This window comes from Microbacterium stercoris (assembly GCF_017592545.1).
Classification (GTDB): domain Bacteria; phylum Actinomycetota; class Actinomycetes; order Actinomycetales; family Microbacteriaceae; genus Microbacterium; species Microbacterium stercoris.
Map to the genome: position 1 here is coordinate 113,693 of NZ_JAGFOA010000008.1, position 19,144 is coordinate 132,836.

Annotated in this window: 20 protein-coding genes; 9 read left to right on the top strand and 11 right to left on the bottom strand. The window is 71.0% G+C overall.

The window, feature by feature from the left end; all coding sequences use genetic code 11:
- Positions 1 to 107: 107 nt before the first annotated feature.
- From argG to J5V96_RS16450, 3 genes are all read right to left on the bottom strand, one after another.
- The gene (gene argG / locus J5V96_RS16440) at positions 108 to 1,550 is read right to left on the bottom strand and encodes an argininosuccinate synthase (RefSeq protein WP_208505465.1); all 1,443 of its coding nucleotides are present in this window, start codon (positions 1,548 to 1,550) and stop codon (positions 108 to 110) included.
- Between the two features lie 185 nt (positions 1,551 to 1,735).
- Entirely contained in the window at positions 1,736 to 2,464 is a 729-nt protein-coding gene (locus tag J5V96_RS16445; RefSeq protein ID WP_307793724.1) for an amino acid ABC transporter ATP-binding protein, read from the bottom strand.
- The gene (locus tag J5V96_RS16450; protein ID WP_208505467.1) at positions 2,461 to 4,692 is read right to left on the bottom strand and encodes an ABC transporter permease subunit; all 2,232 of its coding nucleotides are present in this window, start codon (positions 4,690 to 4,692) and stop codon (positions 2,461 to 2,463) included. Before J5V96_RS16450 ends, J5V96_RS16445 begins: the two co-directional genes overlap by 4 nt.
- Positions 4,693 to 4,818: 126 nt before the next feature.
- On the opposite strand from J5V96_RS16450, the gene J5V96_RS16455 reads away from it, so the two are divergent.
- Positions 4,819 to 5,532 carry a ZIP family metal transporter gene (locus tag J5V96_RS16455; protein WP_208505469.1) on the top strand — a complete coding sequence of 238 codons (714 nt, stop codon included), beginning with the start codon at positions 4,819 to 4,821 and terminating at the stop codon, positions 5,530 to 5,532.
- A 30-nt stretch (positions 5,533 to 5,562) separates the two neighbouring features.
- On the opposite strand, the gene J5V96_RS16460 is transcribed toward J5V96_RS16455, so the two are convergent.
- Positions 5,563 to 6,315, bottom strand: coding sequence for a DeoR/GlpR family DNA-binding transcription regulator (locus J5V96_RS16460; RefSeq protein WP_208505471.1), 753 nt, complete (start codon positions 6,313 to 6,315; stop codon positions 5,563 to 5,565).
- Between the two features lie 47 nt (positions 6,316 to 6,362).
- Here J5V96_RS16460 and J5V96_RS16465 point away from each other — a divergent pair, with 47 nt between their 5' ends.
- Together J5V96_RS16465 and J5V96_RS16470 are read left to right on the top strand one after the other, a co-directional pair.
- Entirely contained in the window at positions 6,363 to 6,731 is a 369-nt protein-coding gene (locus J5V96_RS16465; RefSeq protein ID WP_208505473.1) for a DUF4406 domain-containing protein, read from the top strand.
- A gap of 10 nt (positions 6,732 to 6,741) precedes the next feature.
- Positions 6,742 to 7,011: a hypothetical protein gene (locus J5V96_RS16470; RefSeq protein ID WP_208505477.1), complete on the top strand. Its 270-nt coding sequence runs from the start codon at positions 6,742 to 6,744 to the stop codon at positions 7,009 to 7,011.
- A gap of 31 nt (positions 7,012 to 7,042) precedes the next feature.
- On the opposite strand, the gene J5V96_RS16475 is transcribed toward J5V96_RS16470, so the two are convergent.
- From J5V96_RS16475 to J5V96_RS16505, 7 genes are read right to left on the bottom strand one after another with little or no spacing between them, the layout of a single operon-like run.
- Positions 7,043 to 8,170 (bottom strand): hypothetical protein, encoded by a 1,128-nt coding sequence (locus J5V96_RS16475; RefSeq protein ID WP_208505478.1) that lies wholly within the window; start codon positions 8,168 to 8,170, stop codon positions 7,043 to 7,045.
- A complete protein-coding gene (locus J5V96_RS16480; RefSeq protein ID WP_208505480.1) occupies positions 8,164 to 8,928 on the bottom strand; it encodes a hypothetical protein in 765 nt (254 codons plus the stop codon). Before J5V96_RS16480 ends, J5V96_RS16475 begins: the two co-directional genes overlap by 7 nt.
- Complete coding sequence (locus tag J5V96_RS16485; RefSeq protein ID WP_208505482.1) at positions 8,925 to 9,956, bottom strand: vWA domain-containing protein; 1,032 nt, start codon at positions 9,954 to 9,956, stop codon at positions 8,925 to 8,927. The genes J5V96_RS16480 and J5V96_RS16485 overlap by 4 nt, the downstream gene beginning before the upstream one ends.
- Entirely contained in the window at positions 9,953 to 10,942 is a 990-nt protein-coding gene (locus J5V96_RS16490) for a VWA domain-containing protein (protein ID WP_208505484.1), read from the bottom strand. The genes J5V96_RS16485 and J5V96_RS16490 overlap by 4 nt, the downstream gene beginning before the upstream one ends.
- Positions 10,933 to 11,406, bottom strand: coding sequence for a hypothetical protein (locus J5V96_RS16495; protein ID WP_208505487.1), 474 nt, complete (start codon positions 11,404 to 11,406; stop codon positions 10,933 to 10,935). Before J5V96_RS16495 ends, J5V96_RS16490 begins: the two co-directional genes overlap by 10 nt.
- Entirely contained in the window at positions 11,393 to 12,283 is an 891-nt protein-coding gene (locus tag J5V96_RS16500; RefSeq protein WP_208505489.1) for a DUF58 domain-containing protein, read from the bottom strand. Before J5V96_RS16500 ends, J5V96_RS16495 begins: the two co-directional genes overlap by 14 nt.
- 25 nt (positions 12,284 to 12,308) lie before the next feature.
- Positions 12,309 to 13,310, bottom strand: a complete 1,002-nt coding sequence (locus tag J5V96_RS16505; RefSeq protein ID WP_208505492.1) for an AAA family ATPase — start codon at positions 13,308 to 13,310, stop codon at positions 12,309 to 12,311.
- Positions 13,311 to 13,516: 206 nt separating this feature from the next.
- Here J5V96_RS16505 and J5V96_RS16510 point away from each other — a divergent pair, with 206 nt between their 5' ends.
- From J5V96_RS16510 to J5V96_RS16535, 6 genes are all read left to right on the top strand, one after another.
- Entirely contained in the window at positions 13,517 to 14,803 is a 1,287-nt protein-coding gene (locus J5V96_RS16510; RefSeq protein ID WP_208505494.1) for an adenylosuccinate synthase, read from the top strand.
- Positions 14,804 to 15,091: 288 nt separating this feature from the next.
- Positions 15,092 to 15,667, top strand: coding sequence for an alternate-type signal peptide domain-containing protein (locus J5V96_RS16515; protein WP_208505496.1), 576 nt, complete (start codon positions 15,092 to 15,094; stop codon positions 15,665 to 15,667).
- Between the two features lie 11 nt (positions 15,668 to 15,678).
- Positions 15,679 to 16,248, top strand: a complete 570-nt coding sequence (locus tag J5V96_RS16520; protein WP_208505498.1) for a signal peptidase I — start codon at positions 15,679 to 15,681, stop codon at positions 16,246 to 16,248.
- Between the two features lie 36 nt (positions 16,249 to 16,284).
- Complete coding sequence (locus tag J5V96_RS16525; RefSeq protein WP_208505500.1) at positions 16,285 to 16,950, top strand: hypothetical protein; 666 nt, start codon at positions 16,285 to 16,287, stop codon at positions 16,948 to 16,950.
- Positions 16,943 to 17,599 (top strand): hypothetical protein, encoded by a 657-nt coding sequence (locus tag J5V96_RS16530; protein WP_208505503.1) that lies wholly within the window; start codon positions 16,943 to 16,945, stop codon positions 17,597 to 17,599. Before J5V96_RS16525 ends, J5V96_RS16530 begins: the two co-directional genes overlap by 8 nt.
- Positions 17,599 to 19,116: an Ig-like domain-containing protein gene (locus tag J5V96_RS16535; RefSeq protein ID WP_208505505.1), complete on the top strand. Its 1,518-nt coding sequence runs from the start codon at positions 17,599 to 17,601 to the stop codon at positions 19,114 to 19,116. Before J5V96_RS16530 ends, J5V96_RS16535 begins: the two co-directional genes overlap by 1 nt.
- The last annotated feature ends 28 nt before the right edge of the window (positions 19,117 to 19,144 follow it).

Below are 19,144 nucleotides of genomic sequence, written 5' to 3' on the forward strand. Positions count from 1 at the left end.
GCCCGCCCGGCGCGCGCGCCCCCCCCCCCCCCCCCCCCCCCCCCCCCCCCCCCCCCCCCCCCCCCCCCCCCCCCCCCCCCCCCCCCCCACTTCTGTGCTTTTGAGGGTCAGTCGGTGCCGGTGTCGAACGCGGCCGACTCGCTGGCGGCCTCGACGGCCGAAGCGGCCTCCTCCTCGCCGAGGCCCGCGGGCTCGGCGGCGAGGGTAATGTCCGAGGCGTGGCCCTGCTCGAGCGCGCCGACAAGCTCGGCGGTCGGGCCGCCGATGAGGCCCATGCCCGCGTACTGCTCGAGGCGGGTGCGCGAGTCGGCGATGTCGAGGTTGCGCATGGTCAGCTGGCCGATGCGGTCGGTCGGGCCGAAGGCGGCGTCGCCGACGCGCTCCATCGAGAGCTTCTCGGCGGCGTAGGAGAGCGCGGGGCCCGAGGTCTCGAGGATCGTGTAGTCCTCGCCGCGGCGCAGACGCAGCGTCACCGAGCCGGTGATCGCCGATCCGACCCACTTCTGGATCGACTCGCGCAGCATGAACGACTGCGGCTCGAGCCAGCGGCCCTCGTACATCAGGCGGCCGAGGCGGCGACCCTGCTCGTGGTAGGTGGCGAGGGTGTCCTCGTTCAGGATGCCGTTGACGAGGCGCTCGTAGGCGATGAACAGCAGGGCCATGCCGGGGGCCTCGTAGATGCCGCGCGACTTCGCCTCGATGATGCGGTTCTCGATCTGGTCGCTCATGCCCAGGCCGTGGCGCCCGCCGATGCGGTTGGCCTCGAAGACCAGCGCCACCGGGTCGGTGTACTCGACGCCGTTGAGGGCCACCGGGCGGCCGGCCTCGAACGTGACGGTGACGTCCTCGGTCTCGATCTGCACCTCCGGATCCCAGAAGCGCACGCCCATGATCGGCTCGACGGTCTCGAGCGAGACGTTGAGCTCCTCGAGGGTCTTGGCCTCGTGCGTCGCGCCCCAGATGTTCGCGTCGGTCGAATAGGCCTTCTCGGCCGAGTCCCGGTACGGGAAGTCGTGGGCGACGAGCCACTCGCTCATCTCCTTGCGGCCGCCGAGCTCGCTCACGAACGTGGCGTCGAGCCACGGCTTGTAGATGCGCAGGCGGGGGTTGGCCAGCAGGCCGTAGCGGTAGAACCGCTCGATGTCGTTGCCCTTGTAGGTGGAGCCGTCGCCCCAGATCTCGACGCCGTCCTCCTTCATCGCGCGCACGAGCAGCGTGCCGGTGACGGCGCGCCCCAGGGGCGTGGTGTTGAAGTAGGTGCGGCCGCCGGAGCGGATGTGGAACGCACCGCACGCGAGGGCGCCGAAGCCCTCTTCGACGAGCATCGGCTTGCAGTCGATGAGGCGCGACGCCTCGGCGCCGTACTGCAGGGCGCGACCGGGGATCGCCTCGATGTCGTCCTCGTCGGGCTGGCCCAGGTCGCCCGTGTAGGTGAAGGGGATCGCGCCCTTGTCGCGCATCCACGCGACGGCGACGGAGGTGTCGAGACCCCCGGAGAAGGCGATGCCGACGCGCTCGCCGACGGGAAGGGACTCGAGGACCTTGGACATGGATCCGAGTTTACCGGGGCCCGACACGCCGCCCTGACGGCCCCGCGCCTGTTGCGGCCCCGCCCCGCCCGGCCCCGTCGCTGAGAACACGTGCTCTCAGCGACGGGGTGCCAGATCCGGCCGGATCCGGCATGTGCTCGCTGAGAGCACGTGTTCTCAGACAGACAGACAGGGAGGCTGGCCGCTCAGAGCACCTTCGAGAGGAAGTCCTGGAGGCGCTCGTTCTTCGGGGCGCCGAACAGCTCGGCCGGCGGGGCCTCCTCGACGACAACGCCGCCGTCCATGAACACCACCCGGCTCGAGACCTCGCGCGCGAAGCCCATCTCGTGGGTGACGAGCACCATGGTCATGCCGCCCTCGGCCAGGTCGCGGATGACCTGCAGCACCTCGCCCACCATCTCCGGGTCGAGCGCGCTGGTGGCCTCGTCGAACAGCATCACCTCGGGCTCCATCGCCAGGGCGCGGGCGATGGCCACGCGCTGCTTCTGGCCGCCCGAGAGCGAGGCCGGCTTGGCGTCGGCCTTCTCACGCAGCCCGACGCGATCGAGCAGTCCCAGGGCCCGCTCGCGGGCATCCGCCTTCGACAGCTTGCCGAGCTCGACCGGCGCGAGGGTGATGTTCTCGAGCACGGTCATGTGCGGGAAGAGGTTGAAGTGCTGGAACACCATGCCGATGCGCTGGCGCACGTCGTCGAGCTTCACCGACTTGTCGGTGAGGTCGACGCCGTCGATGATCACGTGGCCCGCCGTGGGCTCCTCGAGCTTGTTGAGGCACCGCAGCAGCGTGGACTTGCCCGATCCGGAGGGACCGATCACGGCGACGACCTCGCCCTGGGCGACGGTGAGGTCGATGCCCTTGAGCACCTTGTTGTCGCCGAACGACTTGTGCAGATCCTGCACGACGATCTTGCTCACGAGTTGAACTTCCTCTCCAGGCGGTCGGCGAGCAGGGTCAGCAGGGTGATGACCACGAAGTAGATCACCGCGACCACCGTCAGGATCTGGGCCGACATGTAGGTCGAGGCGATGATCTGCTTCGACTGGAACGTGAGCTCCGCGAGGCCGATCACGCTCAGCAGCGACGTGTCCTTGAGCGTGATGATGCTCTGGTTCACGAACGACGGGATCATGATGCGGAAGGCCTGCGGCAGCACGACCTTGCGCATCGTCTTCCAGTGGCCGAGGCCGAGCGAGCGCGACGCCTCGTTCTGACCCGGGTCGACGGCCAGGATGCCGCCTCGGATGATCTCGGTCATGTAGGCGCCCGTGTTCAGGGCGAGCGTGATCGCACCGGCGACGAACGGGCTGAACTTGATGTCCGACCCCTCCAGCAGCTGCGGCACGGCGAAGAACACGAAGAACGCCTGGATCAGGATCGGGGTGCCGCGGAACACGTACACGTACGCGGTCGAGATCCAGCGGAACGGCAGGATCTTCGACAGGCGGCCGAACCCGAAGATGATGCCGAGGACGAAGGCCGCCACCAGCGCCACGATCGTGGACAGGAGGGTCCAGCCGAGACCCTGCATCAGGGTCGGCCAGTACTTCGCCGTGATCGAGAAGATGTCGCTCGGGGCCTGCTCGGCAGACGCCCCGGATCCGCCCTCGGATCCGTCCGTGCCGACGTAGGTCGCGATGATCTCGTCGTACTCGCCGCTGGCCTTGAGGTTCGCGAGACCCGCGTTGAACATCTCGATCAGCTCGGGGTTCTGCCCCTTGTTCACGGCGAAGCCGTACTCGCCGCCGAGCGCGGGCTCGTCGATGAGGCGGAAGCCGGATCCCTGCGTGATGCCGTAGGCGAGCACCGGGTAGTCCTCGGCGTAGGCCACGGCCTGGCCCGCCTTGACGGCGTCGACCATGTCGGTGGTCTCCGCGTAGGGCGTCACCTTGAGGTCGTACTTCTCCTTCAGCGACTCCGCATAGGTCTGGCCCTGCGTGCCCGTCTTGACCGCGACGGTCTGGCCCTGCAGGTCGTCGAGCGTCTCGATGTCGCTGCTGTCGAGCACGCCGAACTGGATGCCGCCGGTGAAGTAGCCGTCGCCGAAGTCGAAGGTCTGGCGGCGCTCATCCGTGATCGACATGCCGGCCATGACGCCGTCGACCTGGTTCGACTGCAGCGCCTGGAGGGCGGCGTCGAAGCCCAGCTGCTGCCACTCGACCGTGAAGTTCTGGTTCTTCGCGATCGCGTTCAGCAGGTCGATGTCGATGCCCTTGAGGGCGGATCCGTCGTTGAACTCGAACGGCGCGTACGTGGTGTCCGTGCCGATGAGGAAGTTCTCGCCGTTGCCGAGCGGCGGGGTCTGCTCTGCGTCGCCCGATCCGTTGTCGGATCCGGATCCGATGTAGGTCGCGATGATCTCGTCGTACTCGCCGCTGGCCTTGAGGTTCGCCAGGCCCGCGTTGAACTTCTCGATCAGCTCGGGGTTCTCGCCCTTGTTGACCGCGAAGCCGTACTCGCCGCCGAGGGCCGGCTCGCCGATGAGGCGGAAGCCGGATCCCTGCGTGATGCCGTAGCCGATGACCGGGTAGTCCTCCGCGTAGGCGACCGCCTGGCCCGCCTTGACCGCGTCGACCATGTCGGTGGTCTCGGCGTAGGGCGTGATCGTGAGGCCGAGCTCCTCCTCGAGCGACTCGGCATACGTCTGCCCCTGGGTGCCCGTCTTCACGGCGACGGTCTGGCCCTCGAGGTCGTCGAGGCTCTGGATGTCGCTGCTGTCGAGCACGCCGAACTGGATGCCGCCAGTGAAGTAGCCGTCGCCGAAGTCGAACGTCTGCTCGCGCTCGTCGGTGATCGACATGCCGGCCATCACGCCGTCGACCTGGTTCGACTGCAGCGCCTGCACGGCGGCGTCGAAGCCCAGCTGCTGCCATTCGACCGTGAAGCCCTGATCCTCGGCGATCGCGTTCATCAGGTCGATGTCGATGCCCTTGAGCGTCGACCCGTCGTTGAACTCGAACGGCGCATAGGTGGTGTCGGTGCCGATGACGTAGGTGTCTTCGGTCGCGGCGGCGGCCGGCGACGCGACGGCGAGGCCGCCCACGAGAGAGCCGGCGGCGATGCCGGCCGCGGTGAGCAGGGCACCGAGCCGGGGCAGGAGAGTTCGTCTCCGCTGCGGCTCGGGAGTCGGGGTGATCTTCGCCATCTTCGGCAGATTCCTCCACATCGGGTGAATGGGCCGGTTGGCCCCTCACACTTTAGCTGGGCGTTCCCGGGCGTCCGCGGGCGCTCCTTCGCCGCGAGGCGGCTCGCGGCGTGAGATCGTGGCGCTGTGATCGAGAGCCTGCTGTGGGGTGTGGTCGGGGCGGCGCCCCTCGTGCTGGGCGCTGTGCTCGCGGGCCTGCGGCGCTGGCCGGATCGCCTGATCGGCATCGTGCTCGGCTTCGGCGCGGGCGCGCTGGTTGCGAGCATCGCCTTCGAGCTGTGGGAGGAGGGCCTCCAGCAGGGAGGCCCTCTGCCCCTCGTGCTCGGTGTGGTGCTGGGCGCGGCGGTGTACTTCGTCGCCGACCGGCTCGTCGAGCGCCGCGCCGCCAAGGCCGGCGGCGCTGCGGCCGCCGGCGTGCCGCTCGCCCTGGGCGCGCTGCTCGACGGCGTGCCCGAACAGCTCGTGCTCGGCTTCGGCCTCGCCGATGGCCAGGGCGTGAGCATCGCTCTCGTCGTGGCGATCTTCGTGTCGAACCTGCCCGAATCGGTCGGATCGTCCGCGGATCTCCTCGACGGCGGTGTGAAGAAGCCGGCCGTGCTCGGGATCTGGTCGGCGGTGGCCGTGGTCTGCGCGCTGTCGACCGTGCTCGGCTGGGCGCTCGCCGACGTCGCGACGGTGGGCGTGCGCACCGGCCTCAACGGCTTCGCCGCGGGAGCGCTGCTCGTGATGCTCGTCGACTCGATGGTGCCCGAGGCGCAGCGACGTGCGAAGGACGTCGCCGGGGTGGCCACCGTCTTCGGCTTCGCGCTCGCCGCGGGACTGGCGACCGTGCCCTTCTGAGGCGCCGCCCGGCGGATCAGGCGCGCCGGATCAGGCCCGCACGATGCGCGTGCCCGCCGCGTCGAGCGCGCGGAGCGTCGGATCGGATGCGGGGGCGTCGGTCACGATGCCGGCCACCCCGTCGAGGCCCAGCACCGCGTAGCGCGAGGCCGATCCGATCTTCTCCTCGCTGGCGAGAACGAACGTCTCGGCCGCGCGCGACGCGAGCGTGCGCTTCATGGCGGCCTCGTCGGCATCGCCGGTGGTGAGCCCGGCGGTCGGATGCACTCCCGTGACGCCCAGGAAGAACAGGTCGGCGCTCACGCGCATCGCCGCCTCGACCGCCGCGGCGCCGCAGGCCACGGCGGAGTGCTTGAACAGCTGCCCGCCGATGAGCAGCACGTCGGCGCGATGGTCGAGCAGGGCCGCGGCGATCGTCGGGCTGTGCGTGATCACCGTGCCGTCCCAGGTGCGGGGAAGAGCCTCGATCATGGCGAGCGTGGTGGTGCCGCCGTCGAGGATGACCGCGGCGCCGGGCTCTATCAGGGCGACGGCGGCCGCCGCGACCCGGCGCTTGCTGTCGGGGGCGACGCTGGCGCGCGACGCGTAGTCGACGACCGCCGGGGAGGCCGGGAGCGCGCCGCCGTACACGCGCTGCGCGAGCCCCGCCGCGTCGAGCTCTCTCAGATCGCGCCGGATCGAGTCCTCCGAGAGCCCCAGCTCGGCCGCGATCTCCTTGGCGACGATGCGCCCGTCGCGGCGTAGCCGATCCAGCAGCAGGTCTTTGCGAGCCGCAGCGAGCATCCGTATTCCTTCCCGTTCTTTCACGTTCTTGCACTATCGTACCGGACATGACGAAAAAACCCCTGCTGATTCTGATCGCCGGTCCCTACGCCTCCGGAACCGACGGCGACCCCGAGCTGATGGCCCGCAACCTGAAGCGTCTCGAGGAGGCCGCGTGGCCGATCTTCCGCGCCGGGCACGTGCCGATGATCGGCGAGTGGGTGGCCCTGCCGGTGCTCTCGAGCGCGGGGGCGTCGGGCCCGACCGACCCGCTGGCGGCCGAGGTGATGTACCCCACGGCCGACAGGCTGCTGCAGCACTGCGACGCCGTGCTGCGCCTGCCGGGCGCATCCCGCGGGGCGGATCAGGATGTCGCCATCGCCCGCGAGCGCGGCATTCCGGTCTGGTACAGCCTGGAGGAGATCCCGGCGGCATAGCCTGGGGGACATGACGAACTACGCGCCGCGCGCCAAGAACGGAATCGCCTGGGCCGCCTTCTGGTTCGGCCTCGCCGGGCTCGTGCTGATGCCGATCCCGCTCTTCATCGGCTTCATCCTGGGCGGCGGTCTGTCGCTCGTCGCGGCGGTCCTCGCGGTGATCGCGCTGCTCAAGGGCCTCTCGCGCGAGGGCAAGGGCATCGCCCCTACCGTGTTCGCGGGCATCTTCATCGCGCTCACCTGGACCGGCATCGCCAACGGCGGCGGCATCCTCTGGTGACGCCCGGGCGTCGGATGCCCGAGGGCGGGTCTCAGTACTCGGCCATCCGACGCTCGAACTCCTCGCGGTCGGAGTCCTTGAGCAGGCGCTCCGCGTAGAACGAGATCCGCAGCCCCTCGATCGGCTCGCCGGTCTTGTCGTGCTGCACCTGGCGATCCGCGGTCCACTCGCCGTCGGGGTCGTTCGAGAGGTCGACGATCGACGCGTAGAACGCGATCGCGCCGCTCGGATCCTCGGTGTACCACTCCCACGCCACCTGTGTTCGCGGGTCGTCGCTGCCGTAGAACTTCTCGAGCAGATCCGGATCCATGCCGGAGGCCGGGTCGTTGAACGCGTACAGCTCCCACCAGTCGTGCCGGGCGAGCACGTCGTCGATCGTGTCGAGCACGGCGAGCTTGGTGTCGTAGTCGTCGAGGGCCTCGTTGGTCGACCACGTGGTCGACGTGTAGCGCACGAGCATCGACTCGCCGCCGTAGCCGTTGCGCTCGGGGCGGATGTCCTCGGCGGGTGCGGGCGTCCAGGTGTATCCGAATCGGTCGGTGAGCTCGGTGCGGATCTCCGACGAGATCTGATCCCAGAGCGTGCGCACCTCCTCGAGAGACGGACGCGCGAGGGTCGTGGAGGCGTCCTCGCCGGCCACCCCGGGGAAGGCCTCCTGATGGCGCTCCTGCTCGGTCTTCTGCTGAGCCTCGAGGCCGTGGGCGGTGGTGCGCATCGCCGCGAGGGCGCCGACCGTGCCGACGTTCAGCAGCAGGGCGATCGCCAGCCCCCACGCGCCGAGCGTGCGGCCCCGCGGCGAGAACAGCGCGGCCACGAGCGCCCCGACGACCAGCAGCTGCAGCGCGATGACCGCCGCGGAGTAGAGAGCGTGGACGGCGCCGAACACGAGCATCACCACCAGCGTCAGGGCGAAGGCGGCCGCCGCGCTGAACGCGATCCACGCGAAGAGCGAGGGCCTCACACGGGCGGGCGCGAGAGCAATGGGCGCGCCTGCCACCGGCGGGCCGCCGACCAGGGCGGCGCCGCGGGGGCGGGCCGCGCCGCGGTATCCGCCCGGCGGCGGCAGGGGAGGAGCGCCGTCGGAGTGCGTCACGTACCGCTGGCCGGTGTGCGCGTCGAGGCGACCCTGCGGCCTCGGGAAGGGCTGCTGGTCTACCACGGCTTCTCCGCCCCTCCCGCGTCGTCGCCGTCGCCGTCGTCCCGGTATTGCTGGCGCTCGCCGTCGCCCTCGTTGAGCTGATCCTCGAGCCGGTCGAGCTGCTCGTCCGATGGCTGGTTCTCGTCGGACTGGTCCGGATCCTCCGACGGCTGGGGGCTCGGCTCGGTCTCCGGATCCGGCTGCTGCTTGTCCTTCAAGCGGTCCTCGAGGTCGCCCAGGCTCTGACCCGCGCTGCGCTGGTCGTCGGGCGACTGCTCGTCGGCCTCCTCCGAGCGGCAGTCCTCGGGGGTGTCGGCCACGATCCCCAGGGCGTCTGCGAAGTGCTGCTCGGCGGCGGCCTCGTCGCCCGCGGCGCGGGCGGCGTCGCCCTGGCGCTCGATGGTGATGCCGAGGTTGATGTACACGGCGCACGACTCGAGAGGCGGCGGGTTCAGCGCGAGCGCCGACTCGAACTGCGCGCGGGCACCCGGCAGGTCGCCCGACATCGCCAGGCCGACGCCCACGTTGTACGGCGCCTTGTACGGCTCGAAGACGTTCAGGGGCTCCTGGCCGTGGGCCGCGGTCGTCGATCCGGCGTGGTCGCCCGCGACGTGCGCGGTGATCGCGTGGTGCGCGAAGGCGTACATCGAGACGATCTTCACCGGCAGGATCAGCGCGGCGACGGCGATCGGGATGGCGATCGCCAGCAGCAGGCGCCGCCGCCGCGCGCGCCGGCGGTTCGCCTCGAGGAGGGCGGCGCCGTCCAGGGGAGTGCTCATCGGACACCTCCCTCGCGCTCGACGTCCCCGCCCGGGCGCGCGCCGGCCGCGGGGCGCACGAGGCGCAGCACGGCGGGCGCACCGGCGGAGACGAGGAGCAGGTCGGCCGCGAGCAGCGCGACGAGCAGCAGCGCCAGGATCCATCCGAGCTCGGTGACGTCGCCGGTCGTTCCGTCGGACCGCGTCGTCGTGGACGTCGGCGCCTCGGGAAGGTCGGGCTCCGTATCGGCCGTGCGCAGCTGGAAGCCGACGCCCAGGTCGGAGGCGATGGTCTCCAGCGCGGCCTGGTCGACCTTCGACAGGGCGGGCTGCCCCGAGCCGTCCGGGATGAACTCGCCGCCCCCCGTCGCGACATCGCCCGTCTGCACGCGCATCCGGCCGCCCTCGGTCGTGCCGTAGCCGAGCACCGCGCCGCCGTCGAGAAGCCCCGCGGCCTCGCGGAACGACTCGGGAGGCGTCTGCGCGGTCTGCTCGCCGTCGCCGAGGTAGAACACCATGCGGGATCGGTCGGGCGCGCTCTTCGCGGCCTTCTCGAGCTCGTCGACGAGCACACGGTGCGCGATGCCGATCGACGACCCCTTCGACCGCGCGGTGACCTCGGGCGTCAGCACGTCGAGGGCCGACGCGAGCGCCGCCGTGTCGGTGGTCAGCGGCAGGCGCAGCTCGACGGCCGCGTCGAAGGTGATGAGCGCGAAGCGGGCGCCCGGGTACTCCCGGATGATCGCCGCGACGTCCTCGCGCACGCCCGTCAGGCGCGGCTCGCCGTCGCCCCAGTCCTCGGCGACGATGCTGGCGGTGCTGTCGATCAGCAGCACGATGTCGGTGTCCGTCGTGAGCGTCTCGGTCTCGCCGCCCGCGATCCCGGGGCGCAGGGCCAGCAGCCCGACCGCGAGCAGGGCGCACAGGCGCAGGATCCACGGGGCGCGGCGCACGCCGCGGGCGCGCCAGAGCGCGCGCACAGCCAGGAAGCCGGCGCCCAGCAGCAGGGGCGCGAGCAGCAGGGGGTGCAGCACCGGTTGGAAGATCACAGCCTGACCCTCCACAGCAGCGCGACGGCCGACAGGACGAGGGCCAGCAGCACCGCGATCCACACGTCGGGCACGTCGCGGTGCACGATGCGCGGCTCCGCGAGCGCGGTGGCCTGCTCCTCCTGCACCTCGTCGATGATGTCCGCGACGGTGGTGGCGCCGCGCAGCGCGTAGGCGTAGCCGCCCGTCGTCTCGGCGGCCGCGGTCAGCTCGGCGCTGATCTCGTCGTCCTTGCCCTCGACGGGGTTCAGGGCGAACACCCGGATGCCCCGCTCGGCCGCGTACTGGGCGGCCTCGTCGATCGACACGATGCCGGCGCCGAACGCCTCGTTGTCGGTCGCCAGCACGATCGAGCGCGAGCGCTCCTCGTCGAGGTGGTCGAATCGCAGCGCGCAGGAGGCGAGGCCGTCGCCGATGAGCGACGATCCGGTGCCGTTCAGCGTGCCCACCCAGTGCTCGGGCACCTCGGCGACGTAGTCGTCGAAGGCCGCGCGGATGGACTGGATGTTCTCGCGCACGAACGTGTAGTCGTCGGTGAGGGGGAAGATCTGCACCGCCGAGCTGTTGAAGATCGTCAGGCCGATGCGCTCGCCCTCGAAGCCCTCGAGCAGCTCGAGGAAGACGCTCAGCACCTCCTTGTCGACCTCGCTCATGGATCCGGAGACGTCCAGGCACAGCATGATGTCGCGGCTGGTGTCGACCGGCTGGATGGTCTGCGCCGCCATCGGGCGGGCCGCGACGACGCCGGCGATCACCGTCGATCCGGCCAGCAGGGCGACGGCGCCCGCGATCGCTGCGGCGCGACGGCGCACGGCCCGGCGGACCGAGGGCAGCTCGCGCAGGCGCTCGGCACGCGACACGGGAGCACCGGCGCCCGATCTGCGCAGAGCACGTCGCCCGAGCAGGATGCCGCCCGCGATCGCCGCGGCCGCGAGCAGCGCCGCCGCAAGGAGGGCCCAGGGGTTCGCGAGGTCGATCAGTGCCATTCGCTCACCACCTTGCGCGCCGCCGCGGCGCCGGCGGCCGGATCGACCGCCGGCCCACGCCCGAAGATGCTCGGGTAGTAGTGGCGGCGCAGCGCGTCGATGAGCGCCGGATGCACGTCGAGCCGCACGAGGTCGTCGAGGGCGAGCACGGGCGCCTCGATGCCGCTGTACTCGTTCACGAACGCGCGCGTCAGGCGGCTCAGCTCGAGGTTGGCCTGGCGTGCGCCGATCTGCCGCGCCTGCCAGCGCTGCGCGACGCCGTCGATCGCACCGAGGTACTCCTGGCGCAGCAGCGCGAGGGCGTCTGCCGACACGCCGCCGACGAACTGCGTCGCGCGGCGCGCACGCGTGACGTGCACGATGACCCAGATCGCGGCGATCACCAGCACGATGATCCCGAAGGCCAGCAGCATCCAGCCGGGCGCGTACTGCACCGGCGGGTAGAACTCGTCAGGTTCGGACACGAGCCGCCCTCCGCCCCAGCAGCCGCAGCAGCGCGGGCACCGCGTCATCCTGCGTCGCGAGCTCGGCGTGGTCGACCTCGAGCGCCGTCAGCAGCGCGTCGCGGCGCGCGGTATCGGCGGCGTGGCGCTCGTCGATCTCGCCGAGCACCTCCTGGTCGCCGTGCAGGAATCCGGGCACGACCCATCCGGTGTCGACATCGCGGCGGGCGGATCCGTCGCTCACGCGCAGCACGGGGTCGGCGTCGCGCAGCGTCAGCCACAGCACGTCGTGCTGCGTGCGCAGGCGGCGCAGCAGCCGCTCGGTGTCGCCGGCGATCGGAGCCTCGTCGGTGACGATCACGACGATCATGCGGCGCGCGATCGTGCGCGCGACGAAGTCGAGCAGCCTCTCGCGGTCGCTCGCGGCGCCCTCGGGCAGGGAGGCGGCGTCGATCGTGCGCAGCGCGTGCTCCAGCGCGCCCTCGGAGCGGCGCGGCGGGAGGCGCTTCACCCCGCCCGCGTCGCCCCACACCATCGAGAAGTCATCGTCGTGGCGCAGCGCGAGCACCCCCAGCGCGCCCACCGCCAGCACGGCGAGCTCCCGCTTGGGGCGGTCATCGGCCGCGAGCGCCGACAGGCCGCGGCCCGCGTCGACCACGAACAGGATCGTGTGCATGCGGTCGGCGCGCATGCGCTTGATCATCGGCACGTTCTTGCGCGCGGTGGCCCGCCAGTCGATGTCGCGCACCTCGTCGCCCTGCTGGTACTCGCGCAGATCCTCGAAGTCGTGGCTGCGCCCGCGCATCAGCGACGCATAGGCGCCGTCGAGCGCGTGGGTCGACTTCTTCGACGAGTGGATGAAGAGCTTGCTCTTCACCCGCGTGATCAGCGAGGGCATGGTGATCCTGTATCGGCGGCCCGGATCAGGGCGTGGGCACGGAGGCGAAGATCGCGTCGATGATCTCCTCGCTTCGGATGCCGTCGGCCTCCGCCTCGAAGTTCAGCAGCACGCGGTGGCGCAGCACGAGGTGGCGGAGCGCGCGGATGTCCTCGGGGATCACATGGTTGCGGCCGTTCAGCAGCGCGAGGGCGCGTGATGCCTGCAGGAAGGCGATCGAGGCGCGGGGGCTGGCGCCGTACTTGAGGTAGCGCGCCTTTTCCTCGCCGATGTACGGCTCCGGATTGCGGGTGACGTACGCGAGCCCGACGATGTAGTTGCGGATCGCCGCCGAGACATGGATCCGGCTCGCCACGTCCTGCAGGTGGAGCACGTCGGCCAGCGACACTGTGCTGTGCACGTGGTGCTCCGGATCCAGGGCGCCGGAGTCGATGCGCGCGAGGATCTCGAACTCCTCCTGCGGGGAGGGGTACTCGACGATCTCCTTGAGCAGGAAGCGATCCATCTGCGCCTCGGGCAGCTCGTAGGTGCCCTCCTGCTCGATCGGGTTCTGCGTCGCGATCACGAGGAACGGCTTGGGCAGGCGGTGCACCTCGCCGCCGATGGTCGTCTGGCGCTCCTGCATCGCCTCGAGCATCGCGCTCTGCGTCTTGGCCGAGGAGCGGTTGATCTCGTCGAGCAGCACGAAGTTGGCGTGCACGGGACCGAGCACGGTGCGGAAGGATCCGGTGCTCGCGTCGTAGATCTGGTTGCCGGTGATGTCGGAGGGCAGCAGGTCGGGGGTGCACTGGATGCGCTTGAAGAGCGCATCCACCGTGTCGGCGAGCGTCGAGGCGGCCGTGGTCTTGGCGAGTCCCGGAACCGACTCGAGCAGGATGTGCCCGTTCGCGAGGAGGCCGATGAGCAGGCTCGTGCGCAGGCGCTCCTGGCCGACCATCTTCGACGAGTACGCGTGCGAGACGGTCCTGATCACCTCGACGGCCCTGGCCATCTCCTCGGGCGTGGGACCGGCGACGGTCTCGCTCATGTTCGCTCTCCTCGTGTCGGGATCGCGCGGCGCTTCGCGCAGACGCTCCAGCCTATCCGGCCCATTTCATACCGGAATGATGGCCGCCCCAGGCGGGGGCAGCGGGCCCCGGTAGACTGGCACCGGCCCAGAACGCAGCCCGAAAAGCGGGAGAGAGGTCTTGGGCGAATCGAGCCTCGAGCTCGTGCACAGACAAGGGGAAACCCATGCCGGGAATCGTGATCGTCGGCGTCCAGTGGGGCGACGAAGGCAAGGGCAAGGCGACGGACCTCCTCGGTGAGCGCACCGACTGGGTGGTCAAGTTCAACGGCGGCAACAACGCCGGTCACACGGTCGTGATCGGGGGCGAGAAGTACGCGCTGCACCTGCTGCCGTCGGGCATCCTGTCGCCCGGCGTCAACGCCGTCATCGGCAACGGCGTCGTCATCGACCTCGAGGTGCTGTTCCAGGAGCTCGACGCGCTGGGTGCGCGCGGCATCGACACGTCGAAGCTGCGGGTGAGCGCCAACGCGCACGTCATCACGCACTACCACCGCACGCTCGACAAGGTCACCGAGCGCTTCCTCGGCAAGCGCCAGATCGGCACCACCGGTCGCGGCATCGGCCCGGCCTACGCCGACAAGATCAACCGCGTCGGCATCCGGGTGCAGGATCTGTTCGACGAGTCGATCCTGCGTCAGAAGGTCGAGGCCGCACTCGACCAGAAGAACCACCTGCTGGTGAAGATCTTCAACCGCCGCGCCATCTCCGCCGACGAGATCGTCGAGGACCTGCTGTCGTACGCCGACCGCGTGCGCCCCATGGTGTGCGACACGGGCCTGCTGCTCAACGACGCGCTCGACCGCGGCGAGGTGGTCGTGTTCGAGGGCGGCCAGGCCACCATGCTCGATGTGGACCACGGCACGTACCCGTTCGTGACGTCGTCGTCGGCGACCGCGGGCGGCGCCGCCACCGGATCGGGTGTGGGCCCGAACCGGCTCGACCGCATCGTCGGCATCGTCAAGGCGTACACCACCCGCGTCGGCGCCGGGCCGTTCCCGACCGAGCTGTTCGACGAGAAGGGCGAGTGGCTGCGCAAGACGGGCTTCGAGTACGGCACCACGACCGGTCGCCTTCGCCGCACCGGCTGGTACGACGCCCCCATCACGCGCTACGCCACGCGCGTGAACGGCATCACCGACCTCGTGATGACCAAGCTCGACGTGCTCACGGGCCTCGACGAGATCCCCGTCTGCGTGGCCTACGACGTCGACGGCACGCGCTTCGAGGAGGTGCCGGTCAACCAGACCGACTTCCACCACGCGAAGCCGATCTACGAGACCTTCCCGGGCTGGTCCGAGGACATCACGGGCGTGCGCCGCTTCGAGGACCTGCCGCAGACCGCGCAGGACTACGTGCTCGCCCTCGAGGAGATGTCGAACACCCGCATCTCCGTGATCGGCGTCGGCCCCGCCCGAGACGCCGTCATCGTGCGGCACGACCTGGTCGACTGACCCGCGCAGTCCCGAAGCCCCGCCGCTCCGCGGCGGGGCTTCTTCGCGTCCGGGGCGCTGGCCCGGCCGCGGCGGGGGCACATCCTGTGCGCCGGGGGCACGTGCGCGTCGCGAGGGCGCATCCGGCGGGGAGCGTCCTCGCGCGCGCGATGTGGTTTGGGTGCGGACCGGGCCGGGGTCCGGGCGTTCTCCCGGTGATCTAAGCGGGTCTACCGGTCTGCTGCGCATCCCGATATGCTGGCCGTCCGCGCCGTCGCGGATGGCGCCCGATGCCCTATGGGAGGGGCCATGAACAAGAGCACAAAGGGCGCACTCGCCATCACCGCGGCAGCGGTCTTGCTGCTGGGCGGGGGAGGCACGCTCGCCTACTGGACCGCGACGGCAGAGGTCGAGGGCGGTGCGATCACCCACGGCACCCTGGGGCTGACGGCCGGGGCCTGCGATGCGACGTGGTTCCATGCCGACGGCGGCACGGTGTCGACGGATGCGGCCGCCCTCGTCGTCCCGGGTGACCAGGTCGGGAAGACCTGCACCTTCACGATCGACGCGACCGGCGACCACCTCGCCGCGACGCTGTCGGTCCCGAGCACCCTCGTCTGGACGGGCACCGACGGCACGTCGTTCACCTCGACCGTGGCGGCCACGTACGCCGTGGGAGGCACCGCCATCGCCGACGGCGGTGTCATCACCGACGCCGACGACGGCCAGACCCTCACCGCGACCGTGCTCGTCGACATCCCCTTCGGTGATGCCGATGTGCCGGCCGGAAGCACCGGCACCGCGACGACGAACGGAAACGACACTCAGAGCCTCGTCGCGACCCTCGACACGCTGCTGGTCACGCTGACGCAGACCAACCACTGAGGCAGGCGCGCGTGGCCACCCAGGCACGCGCCGTCGGAGGCTGGATCGGCCAGGTCCTCGCCTGGACCGTCATCCTCGCCATCGGCGCGGTGCTCGTGATCGCCGTGGTGCTGCCGCGCGTGAGCGGCGCGGTCGCGTACACCGTGCTGTCCGGATCGATGCGGCCGGGGATGCCGGAGGGCTCGCTCGTGGTGGTGCGTCCGACGGATCCGGATCGGATCGCCATCGGCGACGTGCTGACCTACCAGCTCGAATCGGGCAGGCCGACCGTGGTGACGCACCGCGTGACCGCGGTCAGCAGCGCGCTCGACGGCGATCGCTTCTTCACCACGCAGGGCGATGCGAACAGCACGCCCGACGCGGCGGTCGTGCTGCCGGAGCAGGTGATCGGCGTCCGCTGGTATCACGTGCCCCTGCTCGGATACGTGAACACCCTCGTGTCGGGTGATCAGCGGCAGGTCGTGCTGGGCCTGGTCGTGACGGGGCTCCTCGGCTACGCCGCATTTATGTTCATCGGCAGCTGGCGCGACCGGGCGGCGGAGCGGCGGGTGCGCCCCGGCCCGGACGTCGTCGCCCGCTGAATCGAACTCCGAGTCGCACGAGAAGGGAGACACGAGATGCGTGCAGGATGCTGGGCGGCATGCGCCGCGATCGTGTCGGCCCTGCTCGGCGCGGCCTCACCGGCGTTCGCCGCGACCGACGACGGTCAGATCGGCGTGAGCCGCGACGGCGTGACGTGGGGCGACTCGCTCACCGAGCCGCTCTTCGATCCGTCGATGCTCTGGGTGCCCGGCGATGTGGAGATCCGGTCCTTCTCCGTGCGCAACCAGGCCGATGAAGAGGCCACGCTCTCGATCGGGGTGCGGGCCGCGCCGTCGTGGCTGCTCGACGCCGAGGCCGTGGAAGTCGAGGCGCGCGTCGACGGAGGCGACTGGGTCGATGTCGACGGCGACGACGTGCGGCAGCTGACCGAGGGCGGCGTGGTCGCCGGCGAGGTGGCGCGCGTCGACGTGCGCGTCAGCGCCGTCTGGGGCGCGTCGTCCAATCCCACCCAGGCGGAGATCGTGCCGTTCGACCTGCTCGTGACGCTCACCCAGGCCGAGGCTGTCGGAAAGGGCGATCCGGGCGAGCCCGCGGCACCGGCCGCTCGCGAGCCGCTGGCCGACACCGGATCCGTCTTCGGATACGGAGCCCTGTGGGCCGGGGCGATCCTCGTCGGAGGAGGCGCCGCGATGATCGCGACCCGTCGCCGCACTGCCGGGGAGGCGGATCCTCGTGGCTGATCACCGGATCGGCACCCGCCGCCAGACCCGCCGCGCCCGCCGCGAGAGCGAGCGCGAGCGGCATCCGTGGCGGGTGCCGACGGGCATCGGCGCGGTGCTCGTCGCGGGCACCCTGCTGCTGTGGGGCGGGCAGACCACCGCCGCCACGTGGTCGGGGGCGGCGTCGGCCGAGGCCGGTGGGCTCACGCACGGCACCCTCGACCTGCGGTGGAACGACGATGCCGACGACGCGGTCGCGCTCGCCGACTGGGGCCTGTCCGGGATGCTGCCCGGGGACAGCCGGGCCGTCACCATCACGGTCTCTAACCCGAGCCTCGCGTCGTCCCTCGCCTACGACGTGCACGCGCGCGCCACAAATCCCGCTCTCGCGCCGCAGCTCACCCTCGAGCTGTTCCTGGAGGGCACCGCGACCAACACCGGCTCCGCGGCGACCGGATTCAGCGGATCCTGTTCCGGAACCTCTCTCGGATCCGCCCAGCCGCTGACGACCGGAGACGCGCCGTACGGCGCGGTGGCCGGCCCCGTCGCGCCGGGTGCCTCGCACACGCTGTGCGCCCGCATCGTCTTCGTGTCCACGGCGCCTGCTTCGGTGCAGGGGCAGACCGCCCAGGTCGTGTTGACGGCCCTCGTCCGGCAGCTGGACTCCTGATGCGGCACCGCCTGTCCGTCTCCCGCCGCCTCGATCGCGCGCGCGCCTGGTCGCGCCCCCGGGTGGTCGTGGCCGCGCTGTGGGCGCTGATCCTCACGATCGTCACGGGAGCGCCGGTCGCCGCGTACTGGACCGACCAGGTCACCGCCACCTCGGGCGGCTGGACGAGCGGCACGGTGCCCGCGTTCGGACCGATGGCCTGTGCGAACGACGGCACCACCCAGATCGCGGTGTCGTGGCCCAACCCCGGCTCGCGGTTCGACTACCAGGCGACGCTCGTGCGCGCCGACACGCAGGCGCAGGTGGGCAGCGCGGTGACTCTCGCCGCCGGTGGATCCGAGGCCACGGTCGTGCGCGCGCTCGCGCCTACGACCTTCGCGTCCGCGGCGACCCTGCAGGCCACCGGCCAGCAGAACTTCGTTGTGCGGGTGCAGGCGCGTCTGACAAGCAACACGGCCTGGACCTCGAACACGGCCACCGCCGCCGTGCACGTCGAATCGGCCGCCACGGTGCTGCGATGCGGCTTCGTGGCGGACACGTCGACCTTCGTGACGATCACCGCGATGTCGACCGACAGCGGCCAGTCGGCGAGCGACTGGATCACCAACCAGCCGACGCAGATCATCTCGGGCACCGGGGAGCCCGGAGCCACGGTCGCTCTGACGCGCGGAGGCACGACCCTCGGCACGGCCGCCGTGGCGCAGAACGGCACCTGGTCGGTCCCGAACGTGACGCTGGCTGAGGGGCTGTTCACCTACACGGCCACCGCCACCGACGCCGCGAACAACACCGCGACCGACACCGAGGCGATCCGCCTCGACACGATCGCGCCGGCCGTCACCCAGGCCGCGAGCACCTGCACCCTGAACGGCAACCAGGTCACGGGCCAGACCGCCGGCACGCTGTGGTGTCGCATGACCTCGCGCGGGTGGACGATGACAGCCACCGACACGGGCGGCAGCGGCGTCGCCGCACGCGAGTACACCAACGCCGGATCCGCCTGGACCGCCTACTCGACGACCGTCTCCATGGCCGAGAGGAGCGCACGCGTGATGCAGGCCCGCGCCACCGACGTCGCCGGCAACGTGTCGCCGATCGCGACGGGCACCTATTGGATCGACGGCACGGCGCCGACCCTCGCCTACACCTATCCGACGCCCGGGCTGTCGGTCGCGGGATCGCTGCTGGTGCAGCTGATCGGCACGAACTGCGGCACCGGATCCGTCGGCTGCGGCACGATCACGGACGTGGTCAGCGGCCCGGCCGCCGCCGGCACGTACGTGCTGACGCGCTCCGCGCTGCTGTCGGCGCCCTGCTTCACCGGCACCGGGTACAGCAACAGCTCGCCGTGCCCCGCGCAGCAGGTCGCGATCTCGGGCGGCACCTGGCGTGCGCTCGGCACCACCTCGGCCGCCTACCCGCTGGGCCTGCTCCAGACCTTCACCTTCGTGCTGAACATCTCCGACCAGGCCGGCAACCCGGCGTCGTCGACGATCAGCTGGACCGCGCTGGCGTAGCGTCGCCGTGCCATCCATGGGGGAGGAT

What these genes read in the sequence shown, in the direction of transcription:
- argG (WP_208505465.1), bottom strand. Translation starts at nt 1,550, where the DNA reads ATGTCCAAGGTCCTCGAGTCCCTTCCCGTCGGCGAGCGCGTCGGCATC.
- J5V96_RS16450 (WP_208505467.1), bottom strand. Translation starts at nt 4,692, where the DNA reads ATGGCGAAGATCACCCCGACTCCCGAGCCGCAGCGGAGACGAACTCTC.
- J5V96_RS16460 (WP_208505471.1), bottom strand. Translation starts at nt 6,315, where the DNA reads ATGCTCGCTGCGGCTCGCAAAGACCTGCTGCTGGATCGGCTACGCCGC.
- J5V96_RS16465 (WP_208505473.1), top strand. Translation starts at nt 6,363, where the DNA reads ATGACGAAAAAACCCCTGCTGATTCTGATCGCCGGTCCCTACGCCTCC.
- J5V96_RS16470 (WP_208505477.1), top strand. Translation starts at nt 6,742, where the DNA reads ATGACGAACTACGCGCCGCGCGCCAAGAACGGAATCGCCTGGGCCGCC.
- J5V96_RS16480 (WP_208505480.1), bottom strand. Translation starts at nt 8,928, where the DNA reads ATGAGCACTCCCCTGGACGGCGCCGCCCTCCTCGAGGCGAACCGCCGG.
- J5V96_RS16490 (WP_208505484.1), bottom strand. Translation starts at nt 10,942, where the DNA reads ATGGCACTGATCGACCTCGCGAACCCCTGGGCCCTCCTTGCGGCGGCG.
- J5V96_RS16500 (WP_208505489.1), bottom strand. Translation starts at nt 12,283, where the DNA reads ATGCCCTCGCTGATCACGCGGGTGAAGAGCAAGCTCTTCATCCACTCG.
- J5V96_RS16505 (WP_208505492.1), bottom strand. Translation starts at nt 13,310, where the DNA reads ATGAGCGAGACCGTCGCCGGTCCCACGCCCGAGGAGATGGCCAGGGCC.
- J5V96_RS16510 (WP_208505494.1), top strand. Translation starts at nt 13,517, where the DNA reads ATGCCGGGAATCGTGATCGTCGGCGTCCAGTGGGGCGACGAAGGCAAG.
- J5V96_RS16515 (WP_208505496.1), top strand. Translation starts at nt 15,092, where the DNA reads ATGAACAAGAGCACAAAGGGCGCACTCGCCATCACCGCGGCAGCGGTC.
- J5V96_RS16525 (WP_208505500.1), top strand. Translation starts at nt 16,285, where the DNA reads ATGCGTGCAGGATGCTGGGCGGCATGCGCCGCGATCGTGTCGGCCCTG.
- J5V96_RS16535 (WP_208505505.1), top strand. Translation starts at nt 17,599, where the DNA reads ATGCGGCACCGCCTGTCCGTCTCCCGCCGCCTCGATCGCGCGCGCGCC.